The organism is Zoogloea sp., from assembly GCF_028693495.1.
Classification (GTDB): Bacteria; Pseudomonadota; Gammaproteobacteria; order Burkholderiales; family Rhodocyclaceae; genus Zoogloea.
Map to the genome: position 1 here is coordinate 1 of NZ_JAQUVG010000081.1, position 16334 is coordinate 16334.

Annotated in this window: 13 protein-coding genes and 1 pseudogene; 10 read left to right on the forward strand and 4 right to left on the reverse strand. The window is 59.2% G+C overall.

Annotated features, from left to right (window positions below):
- The 4 genes from PHD22_RS12810 to PHD22_RS12825 all read right to left on the reverse strand — a co-directional run.
- On the reverse strand, window positions 1-293 hold a 293-nt coding region (locus PHD22_RS12810), incomplete at its 3' end, for a hypothetical protein (protein WP_299867408.1).
- 184 nt (window positions 294-477) lie between these two features.
- On the reverse strand, window positions 478-645 hold the full coding sequence (locus PHD22_RS12815; RefSeq protein ID WP_299867411.1) for a hypothetical protein: 168 nt from the start codon (window positions 643-645) through the stop codon (window positions 478-480).
- Between the two features lie 90 nt (window positions 646-735).
- The gene (locus PHD22_RS12820; RefSeq protein WP_299867414.1) at window positions 736-870 is read right to left on the reverse strand and encodes a hypothetical protein; all 135 of its coding nucleotides are present in this window, start codon (window positions 868-870) and stop codon (window positions 736-738) included.
- 228 nt (window positions 871-1098) lie between these two features.
- Window positions 1099-4356: a hypothetical protein gene (locus PHD22_RS12825; RefSeq protein WP_299867417.1), complete on the reverse strand. Its 3258-nt coding sequence runs from the start codon at window positions 4354-4356 to the stop codon at window positions 1099-1101.
- Between the two features lie 590 nt (window positions 4357-4946).
- Between PHD22_RS12825 and PHD22_RS12830 the strand changes: the two genes are divergently transcribed.
- The 10 genes and pseudogenes from PHD22_RS12830 to PHD22_RS12875 all read left to right on the forward strand — a co-directional run.
- Window positions 4947-5693 (forward strand): ABC transporter permease, encoded by a 747-nt coding sequence (locus PHD22_RS12830; RefSeq protein ID WP_299867420.1) that lies wholly within the window; start codon window positions 4947-4949, stop codon window positions 5691-5693.
- Entirely contained in the window at window positions 5683-7026 is a 1344-nt protein-coding gene (locus tag PHD22_RS12835; RefSeq protein WP_299867423.1) for an ABC transporter ATP-binding protein, read from the forward strand. The genes PHD22_RS12830 and PHD22_RS12835 overlap by 11 nt, the downstream gene beginning before the upstream one ends.
- A complete protein-coding gene (locus tag PHD22_RS12840) occupies window positions 7023-8120 on the forward strand; it encodes a class I SAM-dependent methyltransferase (protein WP_299867426.1) in 1098 nt (365 codons plus the stop codon). Before PHD22_RS12835 ends, PHD22_RS12840 begins: the two co-directional genes overlap by 4 nt.
- Window positions 8121-8188: 68 nt before the next feature.
- Window positions 8189-9196 carry a glycosyltransferase gene (locus PHD22_RS12845; protein WP_299867429.1) on the forward strand — a complete coding sequence of 336 codons (1008 nt, stop codon included), beginning with the start codon at window positions 8189-8191 and terminating at the stop codon, window positions 9194-9196.
- A gap of 122 nt (window positions 9197-9318) precedes the next feature.
- A complete protein-coding gene (locus PHD22_RS12850) occupies window positions 9319-10584 on the forward strand; it encodes a glycosyltransferase family 4 protein (RefSeq protein ID WP_299867432.1) in 1266 nt (421 codons plus the stop codon).
- A complete protein-coding gene (locus PHD22_RS12855; RefSeq protein WP_299867435.1) occupies window positions 10562-11500 on the forward strand; it encodes a glycosyltransferase family 2 protein in 939 nt (312 codons plus the stop codon). Before PHD22_RS12850 ends, PHD22_RS12855 begins: the two co-directional genes overlap by 23 nt.
- Before the next feature lie 133 nt (window positions 11501-11633).
- The gene (pepN, locus tag PHD22_RS12860; protein WP_299867437.1) at window positions 11634-14324 is read left to right on the forward strand and encodes an aminopeptidase N; all 2691 of its coding nucleotides are present in this window, start codon (window positions 11634-11636) and stop codon (window positions 14322-14324) included.
- A 95-nt stretch (window positions 14325-14419) separates the two neighbouring features.
- The gene (locus PHD22_RS12865; protein WP_299867440.1) at window positions 14420-15067 is read left to right on the forward strand and encodes a DedA family protein; all 648 of its coding nucleotides are present in this window, start codon (window positions 14420-14422) and stop codon (window positions 15065-15067) included.
- A gap of 10 nt (window positions 15068-15077) precedes the next feature.
- The gene (gene purN, locus PHD22_RS12870) at window positions 15078-15719 is read left to right on the forward strand and encodes a phosphoribosylglycinamide formyltransferase (RefSeq protein ID WP_299867443.1); all 642 of its coding nucleotides are present in this window, start codon (window positions 15078-15080) and stop codon (window positions 15717-15719) included.
- Between the two features lie 6 nt (window positions 15720-15725).
- Window positions 15726-16334, forward strand: a pseudogene (locus PHD22_RS12875) (hypothetical protein); the annotation flags it as partial.

The following is a 16334-nucleotide window of genomic DNA, read 5'->3' on the forward strand; positions in this document are numbered from 1 at the left end:
GGGATGAAGTGCTTGACCAGTGCCCAGTGGCCCATGCGGTAGACGCCAGCCTGGAAGACCACCTCGTCGTGGAGCTTCTCCTGGTCGGGTGACTGCTGCCGGTAGGCGGGGATAAACACCTCCAGCGCATCGGCGAGTTTCGGGGCGCCGTCGTCAAAGGCCAGCAGCGAACGCCAGTTGGCGGCCAGTTGGACCAGGCGCTGATGCTCTTTGTCGGAGAACGGCGCGTGCAGCACCCTCTCCAGCGTCTTGACCTGGCTCGACAGGCGGCTGTGCTCGCGGTTGATGAGCACGGCGATCAGGGCTGGATCTGGCTTGGCGATGGCGATAACTCCTTGTCATTTCTTCCGTAAAGACCCTGCACCAAGGCGCTTATGGAAAAAACCCTGCCCCTCGTGAGAAGGACAGGGTTTTCAGGAAAACCGTGGTCTGTCCCCTAATGTCCCGCGCGGGTCATGGGGCTGAGTGTAGGCAGTGCTATGGATTTAGGCAATTAAAGTGGGTGTCCTTTTTATTCCTGGTGTCAGACAGGAGGACGTAGGTGATGCCGCCTGTACTGCGGGCCGACAGCTTGGCGGCGATGTCGGTCTTGAGTAGCCAGTAGGGCTTGGGGCTCAGGTCGGGTGCAGTCTTGGGTTTGGGCATGGTCGGCTCCAGAAAAACGAAGCCCCCGGAGTCACGAAGACCACGGGGGCACAGGGTTGAAGGGGTTTCGGGAATCGCGGCGCAGAGCGCTCAGCGAATGCTCAGCTTGGCGTGGATGTTGCGCTGGGTGATCACGTAGGTCAGCGCCGCCGCCGTGACGGCCAGGGCAGCACCTGGGCCAGTGGGCAATGTGGCGAGCAGGGTAGGAAACAGGGCAGGCAGCATGGCATGGGACTCCTCTGGGGAAACGGTGGACGAAAGAAAGCCCCGGGCACCTTGCGGCGACCGGGGCGGGTTCGATCTGGTCAGATCACTGAAATGATATGCAGATCGGCAGTTAGGCTGTTGCGGTCAGCAGACGTAAAAAACCCTGCCCCTCTTTCGAAGGACAGGGTTTCAATGGCTTTCACCGCAAGCACCTACCCGAGGGCGGGTGCTTGTCTCCGGGGGAGATTAGGCGAGGAACAGAATGTCCGTGCCGGTCTCAACCAGAGCAGTAGCGCCAGTGACACCAACCAACTTGATCACAACGTCAGTAGTCAAGTTAGCTGCCGAAGCACCACCCTCAACGAACACATAAGTGTCATTGATGTACTGGAAGGCAACAGCGTTACCATTTACACCGCCAGCTGCGGTGTTAGCCAAAGCCAGAGCAGCATCCAGCGTGGTCGGGCCAGTACCGGTGAAAGTAACAATACCCTTATCGGACACAGTGTAACCAGTCCCGGTTGCTGCGGTGCTGATAACGGCGACTGCATCCTTAGCATCGGTGCCGGTGTAGTCGAAGCTCAGCTTGTCAGCCAGCTTGATTGCAGCAGCGTCGGTCGCCGAGGTGGACTTGGCAAAGTTCTGCAAGCTTTCGATGTTTGCGGTGGTAGCTGCGACAGATGCGCTATCAACCAACACCGAGTCAGCACCGGAACCGAGCTTGATCGTACCACCATTAGCCAGAGCAACCGTACCAACAGTCAGACCACCGGTCATTGCAGATGCGTCAATGGTAGCGATCTTAGTGGCTTGGTTAGCAGCGTAGTTGAAGGACAGCGCCTGCGAACCGCTGATTGTCACACCTGTCAGCAAGTCATAAGCGTTAGCACCATCTTGAGCACCAGTGTAATTCAATACGTTGGTGGCATTGGTACCGCCGGAAACCACTTCCAAGCTAGTTGCCTTGGAGCCAGTCAGAGCCAGAGTCTGGTCATTGGTGTTAACGGTCGGGTTGTTGTAACCAGAGTCAACATCAAACACAGCCTTGAGCGAGGTAGCATTAGTCGCGGTAGCAACCAGGCCAGTATCGTTCTGGGCAGTGGTGCTGGTGCTGTCGGCATTCAGCGTCACGGTCAGAGCGCCTGCGACCTTCTGGGTCAGAGCCAGGGTGTCGTTAGCGCTGTCGAAGGCACCGTTCTGCGAGTAACCAACACCCGAACCCAGATTGGTCAGGGTGACCGTACCGTTGCCAGTGAAAGCGCCGGAACCAACGATACCGGTCACGGTGTTGTTGGAAGCCAGAATATCCAGATCCAAGGTACCAGCGGACATGCCAACCGTGTCGAACACTTCGAAGTTCTTGAACACGCCGATGTTCGCCGCACCCACCAAGGCCAAGGCCAGGGTGTCAGTGCCTGCACCAGCATCAACAGCCGTCGTTGCGGTAGCAGTTGAGTTGGCAACAGAACCACCGGTGGAGAACAGCAGCTTGTCGTTGCCTTCACCCAAGTTGATGGTGGTACCAGCGACCAAGGCAGAGCCAACGGTCACGGTGTCATCACCTGCGCCCAGGTCGAAAGACGACTTGGTGGTCTGGGTGGTGGTGAAGCTGTCTTTACCAGCACCGGTCTTGATGTCAACCGTAGCAGCAGCAACGTTGGTCAGGGTCAAGCCGCCGGTAGCGGTAGAACCATCAAAGGCTGCCACAGCAGAGTTCGAAGTACCGTTCAGGCTCAGAGCCAGATCGCCAGCACCAGTAGCAGTGACTTTGGTCAGGCCAGCACCGATGTTGCCCAGTGCCAGGTTGCTCTTAGCAGAGGTGTTGAAAGCAACAGTAGCCGCGTTGGTATCGGTCACGGTAACCAGCTGAGCAACCGGGGTGGCAGCGCTATCGTAGCCAGCACCAGCAGCGTTGACGGTCAGCGTGTGGGCGGCCGTAGCGTTAGTGATGTTCACTGCTGCAGGAACAGCATTCGCACCACCCAAGGTAACAGAGGTCAGAGCATCACCAGTCAAGGCGGCAGTGCCACCGATCTTGTTGATAGTAACGGAGGTCAGGGTCTTCGAGGAAACGCCAGACACTTGATCGTCAATGGCAACAGTTGTACCGCCGGTAACGGTAGCGGTGGTCAGGCCAGCACCGCCGTCAATGGTCACAGCGCCGGCACCGTTGGTCACGTTCACCACCTTGCCGCCAGCAACCGTAACAGCTGCAGCAGCGGTGTTGGTCATGGTGACATCGGTCGTGTCGGCAGCCTTCAGGTTCACAACACCAGCAGCAGAGCCAGTGAATTCGGTCAGGCCGGTAACGCCAGAAACGTCGAAGACTGCGGCGGTAGTGGCAGCCGAGGCCGTGGAGTTGGCAACCGAGTCAGCTTTAGAAACGCGGTTAACCGCGTCAGCCGTACCAGACGTATTACTAACGACTGTGTAGGTGGGCAGAGCGGTGCCAGCGACGGGGGCGGTAACCACGACCTGATCACCAACGACGGTTGCAACAGTTGCGCCTGCAAGGCCATTGATCGCACCGGCAATCAGCGTGGCAGATTCGGCAAGGGTTGCAGTGCCGTCAGTCGGAGCGGTGGTCACAGCCACACCATTCCAAGTCACTGTGTAGCTGTCAACGGTGTTGACAACAGCCGAAATCGTCAGAAGGTCAACTTCTTTGGCGGCAGTACTACCAGCCGAGGTGACTTGACCCAGAGCGCCTGCCGTATTCACGACCATCTTTTCGACGTTCTTAATGACAGAGCCAGCCGGCAGGGCAGCGCCCATCACAGCGTCCGGATCTTGAATATTCAGGGTGTCAGTACCAGCGCCACCATCGATGTTGTCGAGGGCGGTCAGGGTCTTGCCAGTACCGTTGATGGTGTCATTGCCATCAGTGGTCTTATTGGCACCGGAGGCGGTCGGAGTGAATGTATCCACACCTGCAGTGAGCAAGAAGGTCTGACCGCCAGCGCCTTGAACCTGCTCGGACGTGGGAACCGGGCTAACCACGACACCGCCTTCCTTGGAACCGTACTGGATGTAGTGATTGACGGGGTCGAGGCCGGCGGCTTCCAGAGCGGTCTTCAGCTGATCAACGGTCAGGTTGGACTGGGCTGCCTTGCTTTCGAGGTAAGAGCTCAGATCGAACTTGTTGGAGGGGTTGACGCCTTCCTTCCAGCCGTAGGCCAGGAAGTGGTCGTAGGCGGTGGCGATGCCAGCGTTCTGGATGGCCAGGGCAACGCGGTCTGCGTTCCAGGTGGTCACGCCTTCAGCGGTGTTCAGCTGAGCGGCCTTGGCGGCCAGGTACTCGCCGGTGTTGAACCAATCGTTCGGGCTGGTGCGCTCGGCCAGGCTGTACCCAGCAAAGTGATCGTAAGTCGTGGCAAAGCCCGCGGCGAGGATGGCGTCCTTGACCTGGACGATGTTGGTGTACTTGGTTTCTCCAGCAGCCTTCAGTTGGGCCAGTTTGCTTTCAAGATAAGAATACTCGTTAAACCATGAAGGAATTGCCATGAAAAACTCCCAATCGATTGAGGGTAAAACCATAAAACTGCAGTACTTTTTGTGCTGCAATCAACTTAACTGCAATCTTAAAAACTGCTCAGTACGCCTTGCATCACCAGCCCCACGACGATCTGCACTCAGTGCAGGACCCGGGGAACAACACTCCGTGAGCCAGGGCATAGACAATCAGCTCAGTCGATACTGTCAATTTATAATTGCATCGGACAGCAGATTATCGCGGATCGTCGAGCCACACAAGCAGCAGAGCCCCCTAGATTTGCATACAAACAACAGTAAAAGCACGCAATCACGCCAAAAGGGCCCTTGATTTGAGGTGGTGAATGTGGTAATCAAATCTCGGGGCGCGTTGCGACGAGGCCTTTCAAAAGGTTAAACTAGGCATAAAGCAGAATGTATGGCCGCATCGCATCAAGGCCTGCTCATACAGCATTTTTTGAAGCCATTTCAAACAGTTGACCTTAGCTAAAAGGTGACGCCGTGGGCTCACCCGTTCTCAGTACACAATAATGCAGAATTTTTCAGTCTCGCCTCGGGAGATGCTTTTCAGCCCCTGGCGCCATCGATCTTTGGTCAGCGCGTTGGTCAAGCGCGATGTTACCGGGCGCTACCGGGGGTCGATGCTCGGCATCCTGTGGTCGTTCTTTCTGCCCGTTTTCATGCTGGGAGTGTACACCTTTGTCTTCAGCGTGGTCTTCAAGGCACGCTGGCAGGCGGGGAGCGACTCCAAGACAGAGTTCGCGCTGGTACTGTTTGCCGGCCTCCTGGTCTTCAACCTGTTTGCCGAATGCGTGACCAAGGCCCCTGGGTTGATCCTGAGCAACGCCAACTACGTCAAGAAGGTGGTGTTTCCGCTCGAGATCCTGCCCGTGGTTGCGTTGGGGGCGGCCCTCTTCCATATGCTGGTCAGCCTTGTCGTCTGGGCGGTGTTCTACCTTGCGCTGTTCGGAAAGGTGCCCTCAACCGCCATCGCCCTCCCTCTTGTGCTCCTGCCGCTCATCCTGTTGAGCCTTGGCCTCTCCTGGTTTCTGGCGGCCATCGGCGTTTACCTGCGCGACATCGCGCAGATCACCGGGGTGGTCGTATCTACGCTCATGTTCCTGTCGCCCATTTTCTTTCCCCTCTCTGCCTTGCCTGAGTCGTATCAACCCCTTCTGCTCTTGAATCCGCTCACGCCCGCCATCGAGATGTCTCGCGAGGTGCTGGTGTGGGGGCACTGGCCAAATTGGGCGCTCCTGGGGCAGTACCTGCTGCTGGCCTCGCTGATTGCTTACCTGGGCTTTGCCTGGTTCCAGAAAACACGCAAGGGTTTCGCCGATGTCCTCTGAGATCGCCATCAAGGTTGAAAACCTGAGCAAGTGCTACCACATCTACGATCAGCCCAAAGATCGGTTGATGCAGATGCTGCATCGAGGGCGCAAGCAGTACTTCAAGGAGTTCTGGGCTGTCCATGATGTGTCGTTCGAGATCCGCCGGGGCGAGACCGTAGGGATCATCGGCCGCAACGGCAGCGGCAAATCAACCCTGCTGCAGATCATTTGTGGAACGCTCAACCCATCCAACGGGCGGGTTTTTACGGACGGACGCATCGCCGCCCTGCTGGAGCTTGGGTCGGGCTTCAACCCCGAGTTCACCGGGCGCGAAAACGTGTACATGAACTGCGCCCTGTACGGCATGACCCGGGACGAGGTGGACCAGAAGTTCGCCGACATTCTGGCTTTTGCCGATATCGGTGACTTCATCGAGCAGCCGGTCAAAACCTACTCCAGCGGGATGATGGTACGGCTCGCCTTTTCGGTGATCGCCCACGTCAACGCGGATATTCTCATCATCGATGAAGCCCTGGCCGTTGGGGACACCTTCTTTACCCAGAAGTGCATGCGCTTTTTGCGCGGGTTCATGAAGACAGGGACGGTACTGTTTGTGAGCCACGACATAGGCTCGATCAAGAGCCTGTGCAACCACGCCATCTGGATTGAGAAAGGGAAGGTCCAGCACCTGGGCAGCCCCAAGGAGGTGTGCGAGCTTTACCTGGAGGCGTTTTATGAAGCCCAGCAAGGTAAGAGCACCACCACCAAGATGAAACCCATCGAGTTTCAGCGCCGCCGCCAGCGTGAGCAAGAAGACCAACGCCTCAAGTACATCAATGCAAGCAATCTGCGCAACGACATGCAGATCTTCAGCTTCGATCCCGAAGCGGCCTCGTTTGGCAAGGGCGGAGCGCAAATCGTTGATGTGGCCTTCCTCGACCAGAATGGCGCGGCGCTCAACTGGGTCGTCGGCGGCGAGCTGGTCACGCTCGTCGTCTCGGCACGTACCCACGAACCGCTGAGCTCCCCGAGCATCGGGTTTTTCATCAAGGATCGACTGGGGCAGGCGCTGTTCGGGGATAACACTTTCCTTGTGTACAGCGAACAGCCGGTAAGTTGCGACGCCGGTGTGGTGCTCCAGGCCCAGTTCACGTTCCTCATGCCGATCCTGCCCATGGGCGATTACACCATCAATGTGGCACTGGCGGATGGCACCCAGGACGATCACGTCCAGCACCACTGGATTCACGATGCCGTGCCCTTCAAATCCACCAGCAGCAGTGTTTCTACTGGCCTGATCGGCATTCCCATGCACAAAATTGTTTTGGAAGTCTCCGGAGAGCCGGCATGAACGAATCCAACAGCCTTGAGTTCACCGGCGAACGCTATATTCCGGGCACACTGGGCAATATCGAGCTGGAGCACCTTCACCGCTACTTGCTGGCGCAATCCATCTGCAAGGGCAAAGAAGTGCTGGATATCGCCAGCGGGGAGGGCTACGGTTCGGCAATCCTCGCCGAGCAGGCACAGCACGTGATTGGCGTGGATATTTCCACTGAAGCGGTAGAGCATGCACGCAAGACTTACCTTGCGCCAAACCTTGACTATCGCGTCGGGGATTGTGCGGCCATACCTTTGCCGGACCACTCTGTGGACGTGGTGGTGAGCTTCGAAACGATAGAGCACCACACGTTTCATACCGAAATGATCAGCGAGATCCGGCGCGTTCTGCGCCCCGGCGGTGTGCTGTTGATTTCCAGCCCCGACAAATACCATTACACGGACAAGCCGGGCGTGGTGAACGAACATCACGTCAAGGAGCTCTACGAAGATGAGTTCAAGGCGCTGATTGATGGGAATTTCAGGAACACCCGTTATTTCGGGCAGCGGGTCGTGTATGGGTCTTTGATACTTTCCGAATCCACCCCCGCGGATGCAACCTCCTACTGGAAAGAAGACGGAAAGCTCAAAACCGCATCGGGCTTGAGCATGCCCATCTTCTGGCTCGCCCTTGCTTCTGACGAAACGCTGCCGGCACTCCCCTCGGGGTTGTTTGAGCAGCCCATCGAGGAGTCGGAGCTTGTCTGCCTTAAACAGCGCGACATTGACAACGCAATCACGCTCATGCAGTTGAAAGATCAAAATCTATCGACTGCAGCCAACACCCTGGCGCTTAAAGATGCCCATCTCGCCCAGGCTGGCGAATTGCTTGCGCAAAAGGATCAGCATCTAAAGCACGCAGCAGAAATGCTTGCACAAAAGGATGAGCACCTGGCTCATGCCGAAGAGATGCTGCGTGCCAAAGATCAGACACTGGCCGATGCGGCTGAAAGCTTGCGCATAAAAGACCAGCTTCTGCAGGAAGCCAACGAGTGGCGCTACCTTTTTGTACTTTTTCAGAAAAAAGTAGCGGCCTTGCTGTCCGGCACGCCTAAAAATAAATAAGAGAAACGTCAAGTGAACGACGCCATCAGCCGGCTTTCGGTCGGCACCTCACGCAAGCAGGTTCGGCAATGAATCAGGGCAAGAAAAAGCTGGCATTCATCTCGCAGCCTGAATACTTTCGTTTTACTTACGAAAGCGACTTGAACCATCTTGCAGAGGTCAAAGAGTTTCCATTGGTGCCCATGCTTCACCAATGGGACTTTACAGAGCTCATAGAATATGATGCCGACTATAACTTTTTCTTCCGGGGCGAGTTCATTCCAGCCGATGTCCTGGCAAAGATCCCTGGCGTAAAAATTGCGCTTTCAAGCGAACCCTTTCCTCGCATCATCAATGGCCGGATTGAAAAGACCTGGGACAGCGTCAACAGGTATCTGCACTTTAGAAGCATCAGAAGCCTGCCTTATGACTATCTTTTTCACTACGACGATGCCTCCCTGCCTGTAATGGCGTGGGACGGGATTCACTGCTCCGGGCATTTTGCGTTCCCGGTGGCAACGGAAGTGTACAAACATGTTTCGACCGAAAGGGTGTGGGACCTTTTTTTCATCGGCCGGAGTACGGACCACCGGGAGCGTTTTTTTAGCGCGCTAAAACACAAGCACCATTTTTTGCACATATGCCACGGTATGTGGGGCCCGGAGCTGGTGGACTACATTAACCAATCGGCCATTTGCCTGAACGTGCATGCCGAGAACGAAATATCCTGGGAGCCGCGCGTCCAGATGATGCTTGCGTGCGGGTCGTTGCTTATCAGCGAAAAGATCACGCCTAACGAATGGCTTCGCCCAGGTATTGATTATATCGAGGTGACTTCGCCAGCGGAAATGCACGAGGCTGTGAGTTACTACTTGGCGCACCCCGATGAGCGGGAAAAAATAGCAGCGGAGGGCCGCAAGCGAGTCTCTACGCTGCTCGACGGGAAAACCCAGTTCATGAGTCTGATAGAACGGATAAGCCAGGGAGAAGTTCCTCGCTTTTCTACAGGCGTTCCATCTCGATTGCTGAATGCACTGGACAGCACTGCAACCACCTGGAGAAACGGCACCCGCCGCTTGGTGAGCCTCTTTAGGTAATGTTTTTTGTTGCAGAATTTAATCTGGTGTTGCCGTCCGTTTATTGTTATGCCGTACTCCTTCAACGCATCAAGAGCAGTTCAACCTTTTAGATCAACACGCCGCAACCAGATGGTGAATTTATGAAAATATGCTACCTCATTCCAGGGTGCGGCGTATCGGGCGGTATAGCGGTCATTTGCCAGCACGCGAACCGCTTGAAGTCCAGAGGTCATGAAGTCTATCTGGTTGTAGATGGAGCGGCCGAAGAGATGTCCTGGTTCCCGGGTCAAAGTGTTCCGGTCGTTTCAATGGCTGAATACCCCTCGGATGTGGACATATTGATCGCCACGGCGTGGTCTACCGCCTTCCGGGTTCCGCTGCTTCCTGCCCGCCGCCATTTTTACTTTGTTCAGTCCGATGAGACGCGCTTTCACCCGGAGAACAGCGGGTGGCAACATATAACCCGGCTCTCTTATACTCTGGGTTTTCAGTATTTAACCGAGGCTCGCTGGATAAAAAATTGGCTGCATCAATCCTTTGGGTACGAGGCAACCCTTGTTCCGAACGGTCTCGACGATGCTATTTTCTACCCGTGCGAGCCTCTTGAACCCAAGAAAGGTCGTCCACGAATCCTTCTCGAAGGGGCGATTGGCCTGCCTTACAAGGGCATGCGAGAGGCGTTCCTGGCGGTGCAAGATCTCGATGCAGAAATCTGGTGCGTGAGTTCTTATGGCAAGCCTGAGCCAGGCTGGCGCTGCGATCGATTCTTTGAATCTGTCCCCATGAGTGAAATGTGCAGGATTTATTCGAGCTGCGACATTCTCCTGAAACTCAGCAGGGTAGAAGGCTTTTTCGGCCCACCGATGGAGATGATGGCTTGCGGTGGTGCCGTCGTCGTAGGTCGAGTAACCGGCTACGATGAATATATCATCGAAAATGAAAATGCACTGGTTGTAGACGCGCTGGACATAAATGAAGCGCGCGAAGCCGTACAAAAACTGATCTCAGATACGGGGCTTCGCGACCGACTCATTGCCAACGGAAAGTCTACTGCAAAAAAATGGGCGTGGGAGCCTTTCATCGACAAGCTCGAGAAGTCGCTTGAAGCCAGCTTGCTGAATGAGCAGCAAGCAATGAGCGGGCCTCAAAAAGAAATCGCACGCAGTGTTTCTTTCTTTTATAGCCAGCTTCGAGGCGAGACGATAGTACAAGCCCCACAGAACACTGAGGTCAAACCCAGCGAAGACAATGCTAGCCAGCCTACGGCTCCAGAAGCGGCGATCTCAGTTGAAATTGACCCTACTGAGAAACTGATAGGCAGGCTTCGAACGCAGCGCTGGTTCAGGCTCGTTGCAAAGTTGGCATATCGGCTTTACGGAAGATATGTCCGACTTCGTTCGTCATAACTCCAGCCAAATGAACGACGTTTGTGCGGTTGTCGTCACCTACCATCCCGATCTATCCATACTGGGCCGCTTGATCGGCGCAACCAAAAGCCAGGTTGGGCAGATCGTTTTGGTGGACAACGGCAGCAAGCCAGAGATTGTTGCCCAACTAAAACGCCTGTCCATTGAAGAAGGGTTGCAGCTATGCCTGTTCGACAGCAATCGAGGACTCGGAGCCGCCCATAACCAAGGCATTCAGATCGCCATTTCACAAGGTTTTGAGTATGTGCTGCTCCTTGATCAAGACAGCGAGCCTGCTTCAGACATGGTGCAGCACCTGCACCTTGCACATCAACGACTGAGCGTAAATACGCACGTGGCTGCGGTTGGCCCATGCTTTATTGATCCCGTTTCAGGGCATCGCTCCAGATTTGTCCGCTTTGGCCGAATTCGCTTTCAGCCCATTGCGTGCTCGGAAGACGACGACATCATTCGTGCCGATTTTCTGATCTCCTCAGGGTCTCTTATATCCATAGCCGCTCTCGAGTCCATAGGGCACATGGACGAATCGCTTTTCATCGATCATGTAGATACTGAGTGGTGCCTTCGGGCGGCAAAAAAGGGATGGCCTGTATATGGCGTGTGTAAAGCAGAAATGTTTCATCGCCTTGGGGACGAAGGCATCCATATTCCCTTGATGCGTTCGCGACGCATTGCAGTGCATTCCCCCTTGCGCCATTATTACATTTACAGAAACAGCGTCAGACTGATTCTGACCCGGGGGGTCAGCTGGCAATGGCGCGTAAATGACATCTATCGACTCACGGGGATTTTGCTCGTTTTTCTTGTTTTTGCGCCACTACGGCTCAAACGCCTTAAAAATATAGTCCACGGCATATGGCATGGCATTCTCGGGGTTAAGGGGCCTATCCCTTGATCCGATCCGACAGGTTGTACAGCCGCTTCAGAACAGATGCAGTAGCTGAAGCCCCAGGCGCTCCCTGCAGCCCGGATTTCCCCTTTGCGAGCTAAAATCCGGCCCTTGTCGAAGAACCCTTCAAGGACGCCCCATGCACTCCCAACACGGTACTCCCATCCTTCGCTCGGCTTACCAGCCGCTGGCCTACACCGTCGAGACGGTGGATCTGGACTTCAGCCTGGCTCCCCAGGCGACCCGGGTGGCGAGCCGCCTGCGTTGCGTGCGCAACGAGGATGCGCCGGGCGGCCCGATCGTGCTTTTCGGCGATGGCCTCGAGCTGGTTTCGATCGCCATCGACGGGGCTGAGCCCGCCGAAGGCCAGCTGCGCCAGACCGACACCGGCCTCGAGATCGACGTCTCGGCCGACACCGTGACCCTCGACATCGTCACCCGCATCGACCCCTCCGCCAACCTCACGCTGTCCGGCCTGTACCAGTCCCGTGGCGGCTACTTCACCCAGTGCGAGGCCGAGGGGTTCCGGCGCATCACCTATTTCCCCGACCGGCCCGACGTGATGGCCCGCTTCACGGTGCGGCTGGAAGCTGACGCCGCCACCTGCCCGGTGCTGCTCTCCAACGGCAACCTGCTCGAGACCGGCACCTTGCCGAACGGCCGCCACTTTGCCCGCTGGGAAGACCCCTTCCTCAAGCCGTCCTACCTGTTCGCGCTGGTGGCCGCCGATCTGCGGGCGCTGGAGCGCAAGGTCGAGACGATGTCGGGCCGCGAGGTGCTCTTGCAGGTGTGGGTCGAGGCGCGCGACCTCGACCGGGTCTCCCACGCGATGGATTCGCTGGTGCATTCGCTGCGCTGGGACGAGGAGGTCTTCGGCCTCGAGCTCGATCTCGACCGCTTCATGATCGTCGCGGTGTCGGACTTCAACATGGGGGCGATGGAGAACAAGGGCCTCAACATCTTCAACACCAAGTACGTGCTGGCCAACCCCGACACCGGCACCGACCTGGACTTTGAAAACGTCGAGAGCGTCGTCGCCCACGAATACTTCCACAACTGGACGGGCAACCGGGTCACCTGCCGCGACTGGTTCCAGCTCACGCTGAAGGAGGGCCTCACCGTCTTCCGCGACCAGCAGTTCACCGCCGACATGATGGCGCGGGCCTCCGATTCGCCGGCCGCGGCGGCCTCGGCCCGGGCGGTCACCCGCATCGCCAACGTGCGCGGCCTGCGTGCCGGCCAGTTCCCCGAGGATGCCGGCCCGATGGCCCACCCGATCCGCCCGGACAGCTACCAGGAGATCAACAATTTCTATACGGCCACCGTCTACCAGAAGGGCGCCGAGGTCATCCGGATGCTCCACACCCTGCTGGGGGTGGAAGGTTTCCGCAACGGCATGGACCTGTATTTTTCGTACCACGACGGGCAGGCCGTCACCTGCGATGACTTCGTGGGCTGCATGGCCGAGGCCAACGGCGTGGATCTGGACCTCTTCATGGGCTGGTACCGCCAGGCGGGTACGCCCCGGCTGAAGGCCGAGGGGGTGTTCGATGGGGCCACCGGGACCTATACCCTGACCCTCATCCAGCACACCCCGCCCACCCCCGGCCAGCCGGACAAGGAGCCCCTGCACATTCCGGTGGCGGTGGGGCTGATCGGTGCGGATGGCCGCGACCTGCCGCTGCAACTGGAGGGTGAGGCTCACCCGGGCGACCCGACCCGCGTGCTGCAACTCAAGGAGGCCCGCCGGAGCTGGCGTTTCACCGGGCTGGCGGCGGCGCCGGTGCCGTCGATCCTGCGCGGCTTCTCGGCGCCGGTGATCCTGGAGGTGGACGAGGAGGATGCCCGTCTGGCCTTCCGGATGGCCCACGACAGCGACCCCTTCAACCGCTGGGACGCCGCCCAGCGCTACATGGAGCGGGTCATCCTGGCGCTGGCGGACGAGGCGGCGGCGGGCCGCAGGCTGGAGGTGCCCCAGGCCTTCGGCCATGCCTTCCGGGCCTTGCTGGTGAATGCGTCGCTGGATCCGGGCTTCGTTGCAGAGACCCTGACCCTGCCTTCCGAAACCTACCTGCTCGAGCGCATGACCCCGGCCGATCCGGCGCCCCTGCGCCAGGCCATGATCCACCTGATGCGGGAACTGGGGCAGGCCCTGCAGGGGGATTTCCTGGCCCGTTACCTGGATCTCGAGGTGGAGGGCGAATACCGCTATCACCCGGCCGATGCGGGCCGGCGTGCGCTGCGCAACCTGTGCCTGCGCTACATGATGGCCTGGGGCGGTCCGACCGCCGTGCAGATGGCCACGCTGCAGTTCCAGCATGCGGGCAACATGACCGAGCGTTACGGCGCCCTGGCGGCCCTGGTGCAGAGCGACGCGGCGGAGCGCCTGGAGGCCCTCGAGGCCTTCCACGAACGCTACAAGGACGACGCCCTGGTGCTGGACAAGTGGTTCCAGCTCCAGGCCACGGCCTGGCGCTGGTCGGAGGCCTCGCCGTCCACCCTCGAGCAGGTGCAGGCCCTGATGGCCGATCCCGCCTTCAGCCTGTCCAACCCGAACAAGGTGTATGCGCTGCTGGGCGGTTTCTTCAAGGCCAACGCGGCCGAGTTCCACCGGGCGGATGGTGCCGGCTATGCCTTCTGGGCCGAGCAGGTGATCGCCCTGGATCGCAACAATCCCCAGGTGGCCTCGCGCATGGCGCGCGCCCTGGAGGGGTGGCGCAAGTTCACGCCGGCCATCCAGGCCCGCATCCGGGTGGCCCTGGAGCAGGTGGCCGCGGCAGAGGGGCTGTCGCCGGATGTGGTGGAGATCGTCGGCAAGGCCCTGGCCTGAGTCCGGCCCGCTGGCGGGCGTCGTGACGGGATTCGTCCCGCCACGGCGGACGCCTCCGGTATCATGTGGCCATCTGAAGTTTTTGCGGCGCAGCAATGGAACTCATTACCTTCTTCATCGACATCATCCTGCACCTGGACAAGCATCTGGAGATGCTCACCGCCCAGTACGGCACCTGGATCTACGCGATCCTGTTCCTGATCATCTTCTGCGAAACCGGGCTGGTGGTGTTTCCCTTCCTGCCGGGTGACTCGCTGCTGTTCGTGGCGGGCGCCCTGGCCGCCACCGGGGGCATGGACATCTATGTATTGTGCGGGGTGCTGCTGACTGCGGCGGTGCTGGGCGACAACGTCAACTACTGGATCGGTCACACCATCGGGCCCAAGGTGTTCCGCTGGGAAAACTCCCGCCTCTTCAACCGTGCGGCCTTCGACAAGACTCATGCCTATTTCGAGTCCCATGGGGGCAAGACCATCATCATTGCGCGCTTCCTGCCGCTGCTGCGCACCTTTGCGCCGTTCGTGGCCGGGGTGGCGCGGATGACCTATCCCCGCTTCGTGGCCCTGGATTTCCTCGGGGGCTGCATCTGGATCTTCTCCCTGACCTGGCTCGGCTATGGCTTCGGCAACATGCCGGTGGTCAAGCAGAACCTGTCGGTGGTCATCCTCGGGATCATCGCCATTTCCCTGATTCCGGTCTTCCTGGGCTGGCTGAAGAGCCGCCGTGCCGCCGTGGCCGGCTGATTGACCAGCCATGAAAAATATCGTCATCCTGATTTCCGGGCGGGGCTCCAACATGGAAGCCATCGTCCGGGCCGCCATTCCCGGCGCCCGCATTGCCGCCGTCATTGCCAACCGTCCGGATGCCGCCGGCCTGGCTTTTGCCGCCCATCATGGCATCGACACCCGGGTGGTGGACCACAAGGCCTACCCCAGCCGGGAGGCCTTTGACGAGGCCCTGGCCGCCGTCATCGATGGCTTCGCCCCCGATCTGGTGGTCCTGGCGGGTTTCATGCGGGTGCTCACCAACGGTTTCGTCGAGCACTATGCCGGCCGTCTGCTCAACATCCACCCGAGCCTGCTGCCTTCCTTCCCGGGGCTGCATACCCATCAGCGCGCCCTGGAGGCGGGGGTGCGGGTGGCGGGTACAACGGTTCATTTCGTGACCCCCACCCTGGATTGCGGACCGATCGTCATCCAGGCGGTGGTCCCGGTCCTGCCGGGAGACGACGAAGCGGCCCTGGCGGCCCGGGTGCTGGTGCAGGAGCACCGGATCTATCCCCAGGCGGTGCGCTGGTTCGTGGAGGGGCGCCTGTCCGTGGAAGGCCACCGGGTCGCGGTGCTGGATGAAGCGCCCGGGCCTGCCGGCTGGACGGTGCCGCCCACCGGGGCCTGACGGATCATGGCCCTGGCTGGCCGCCATCGCCGCAGCCTGGGGTTTGCCCTGGCGGTGTCGGTGGTCGCCCATCTGGTGATCCTGCTGGCGCCTGCCTGGCAGTTGCCCACCGAGCAGGCCAGCGTGCTGCCGCCCCTCAGTGCCCGCCTGGCTCCGTTGCCCCCTCCTGGTCTGCAGCCGCCGCCCGCTGAGCGGCCGGTGCTGGGTGAGGCGCCGCCGCCCCGGCCGCGTCCCCGCAAGCCGGCGCCTGTGGCCGAGCCGGCGCCGGCCAGCGGACCCGCTCCCCTCGCCAGCGTGCCCGAGGCCGCTGGCGGCCTGGCGGCGGAAAACGACCCTGCGCCCGTCGAGCCTGACGGGGCGACCGCCCCAGCGTCACCTGGCGGGCCCCCGGCTCCGGACGTGCAGGCGCCCGCGGGGCCGCAGATCGCCGAGCTGTGGCTCGCCTCGGGCCGGATCCAGTACGACGTGATCCGCGGGGAGCAGAATTTTGTGATCGGCCGCACCACCCATGCCTGGTCCCATGACAAGGTCCGCTATTCGATGGAGACCGTGATCGAGACGGCCGGGCTGGTGGGCCTGATCAAGCCCTTCAGGATGGTTCAGCGCAGCGAGGGA

Excerpts from the sequence above, each read along its gene's own strand:
- PHD22_RS12850 (WP_299867432.1), top strand. The coding sequence starts at position 9,319 with ATGAAAATATGCTACCTCATTCCAGGGTGCGGCGTATCGGGCGGTATA.
- PHD22_RS12845 (WP_299867429.1), top strand. The coding sequence starts at position 8,189 with ATGAATCAGGGCAAGAAAAAGCTGGCATTCATCTCGCAGCCTGAATAC.
- PHD22_RS12825 (WP_299867417.1), bottom strand. The coding sequence starts at position 4,356 with ATGGCAATTCCTTCATGGTTTAACGAGTATTCTTATCTTGAAAGCAAA.
- PHD22_RS12855 (WP_299867435.1), top strand. The coding sequence starts at position 10,562 with ATGTCCGACTTCGTTCGTCATAACTCCAGCCAAATGAACGACGTTTGT.
- PHD22_RS12815 (WP_299867411.1), bottom strand. The coding sequence starts at position 645 with ATGCCCAAACCCAAGACTGCACCCGACCTGAGCCCCAAGCCCTACTGG.
- pepN (WP_299867437.1), top strand. The coding sequence starts at position 11,634 with ATGCACTCCCAACACGGTACTCCCATCCTTCGCTCGGCTTACCAGCCG.
- purN (WP_299867443.1), top strand. The coding sequence starts at position 15,078 with ATGAAAAATATCGTCATCCTGATTTCCGGGCGGGGCTCCAACATGGAA.
- PHD22_RS12840 (WP_299867426.1), top strand. The coding sequence starts at position 7,023 with ATGAACGAATCCAACAGCCTTGAGTTCACCGGCGAACGCTATATTCCG.
- PHD22_RS12820 (WP_299867414.1), bottom strand. The coding sequence starts at position 870 with ATGCTGCCTGCCCTGTTTCCTACCCTGCTCGCCACATTGCCCACTGGC.
- PHD22_RS12865 (WP_299867440.1), top strand. The coding sequence starts at position 14,420 with ATGGAACTCATTACCTTCTTCATCGACATCATCCTGCACCTGGACAAG.
- PHD22_RS12835 (WP_299867423.1), top strand. The coding sequence starts at position 5,683 with ATGTCCTCTGAGATCGCCATCAAGGTTGAAAACCTGAGCAAGTGCTAC.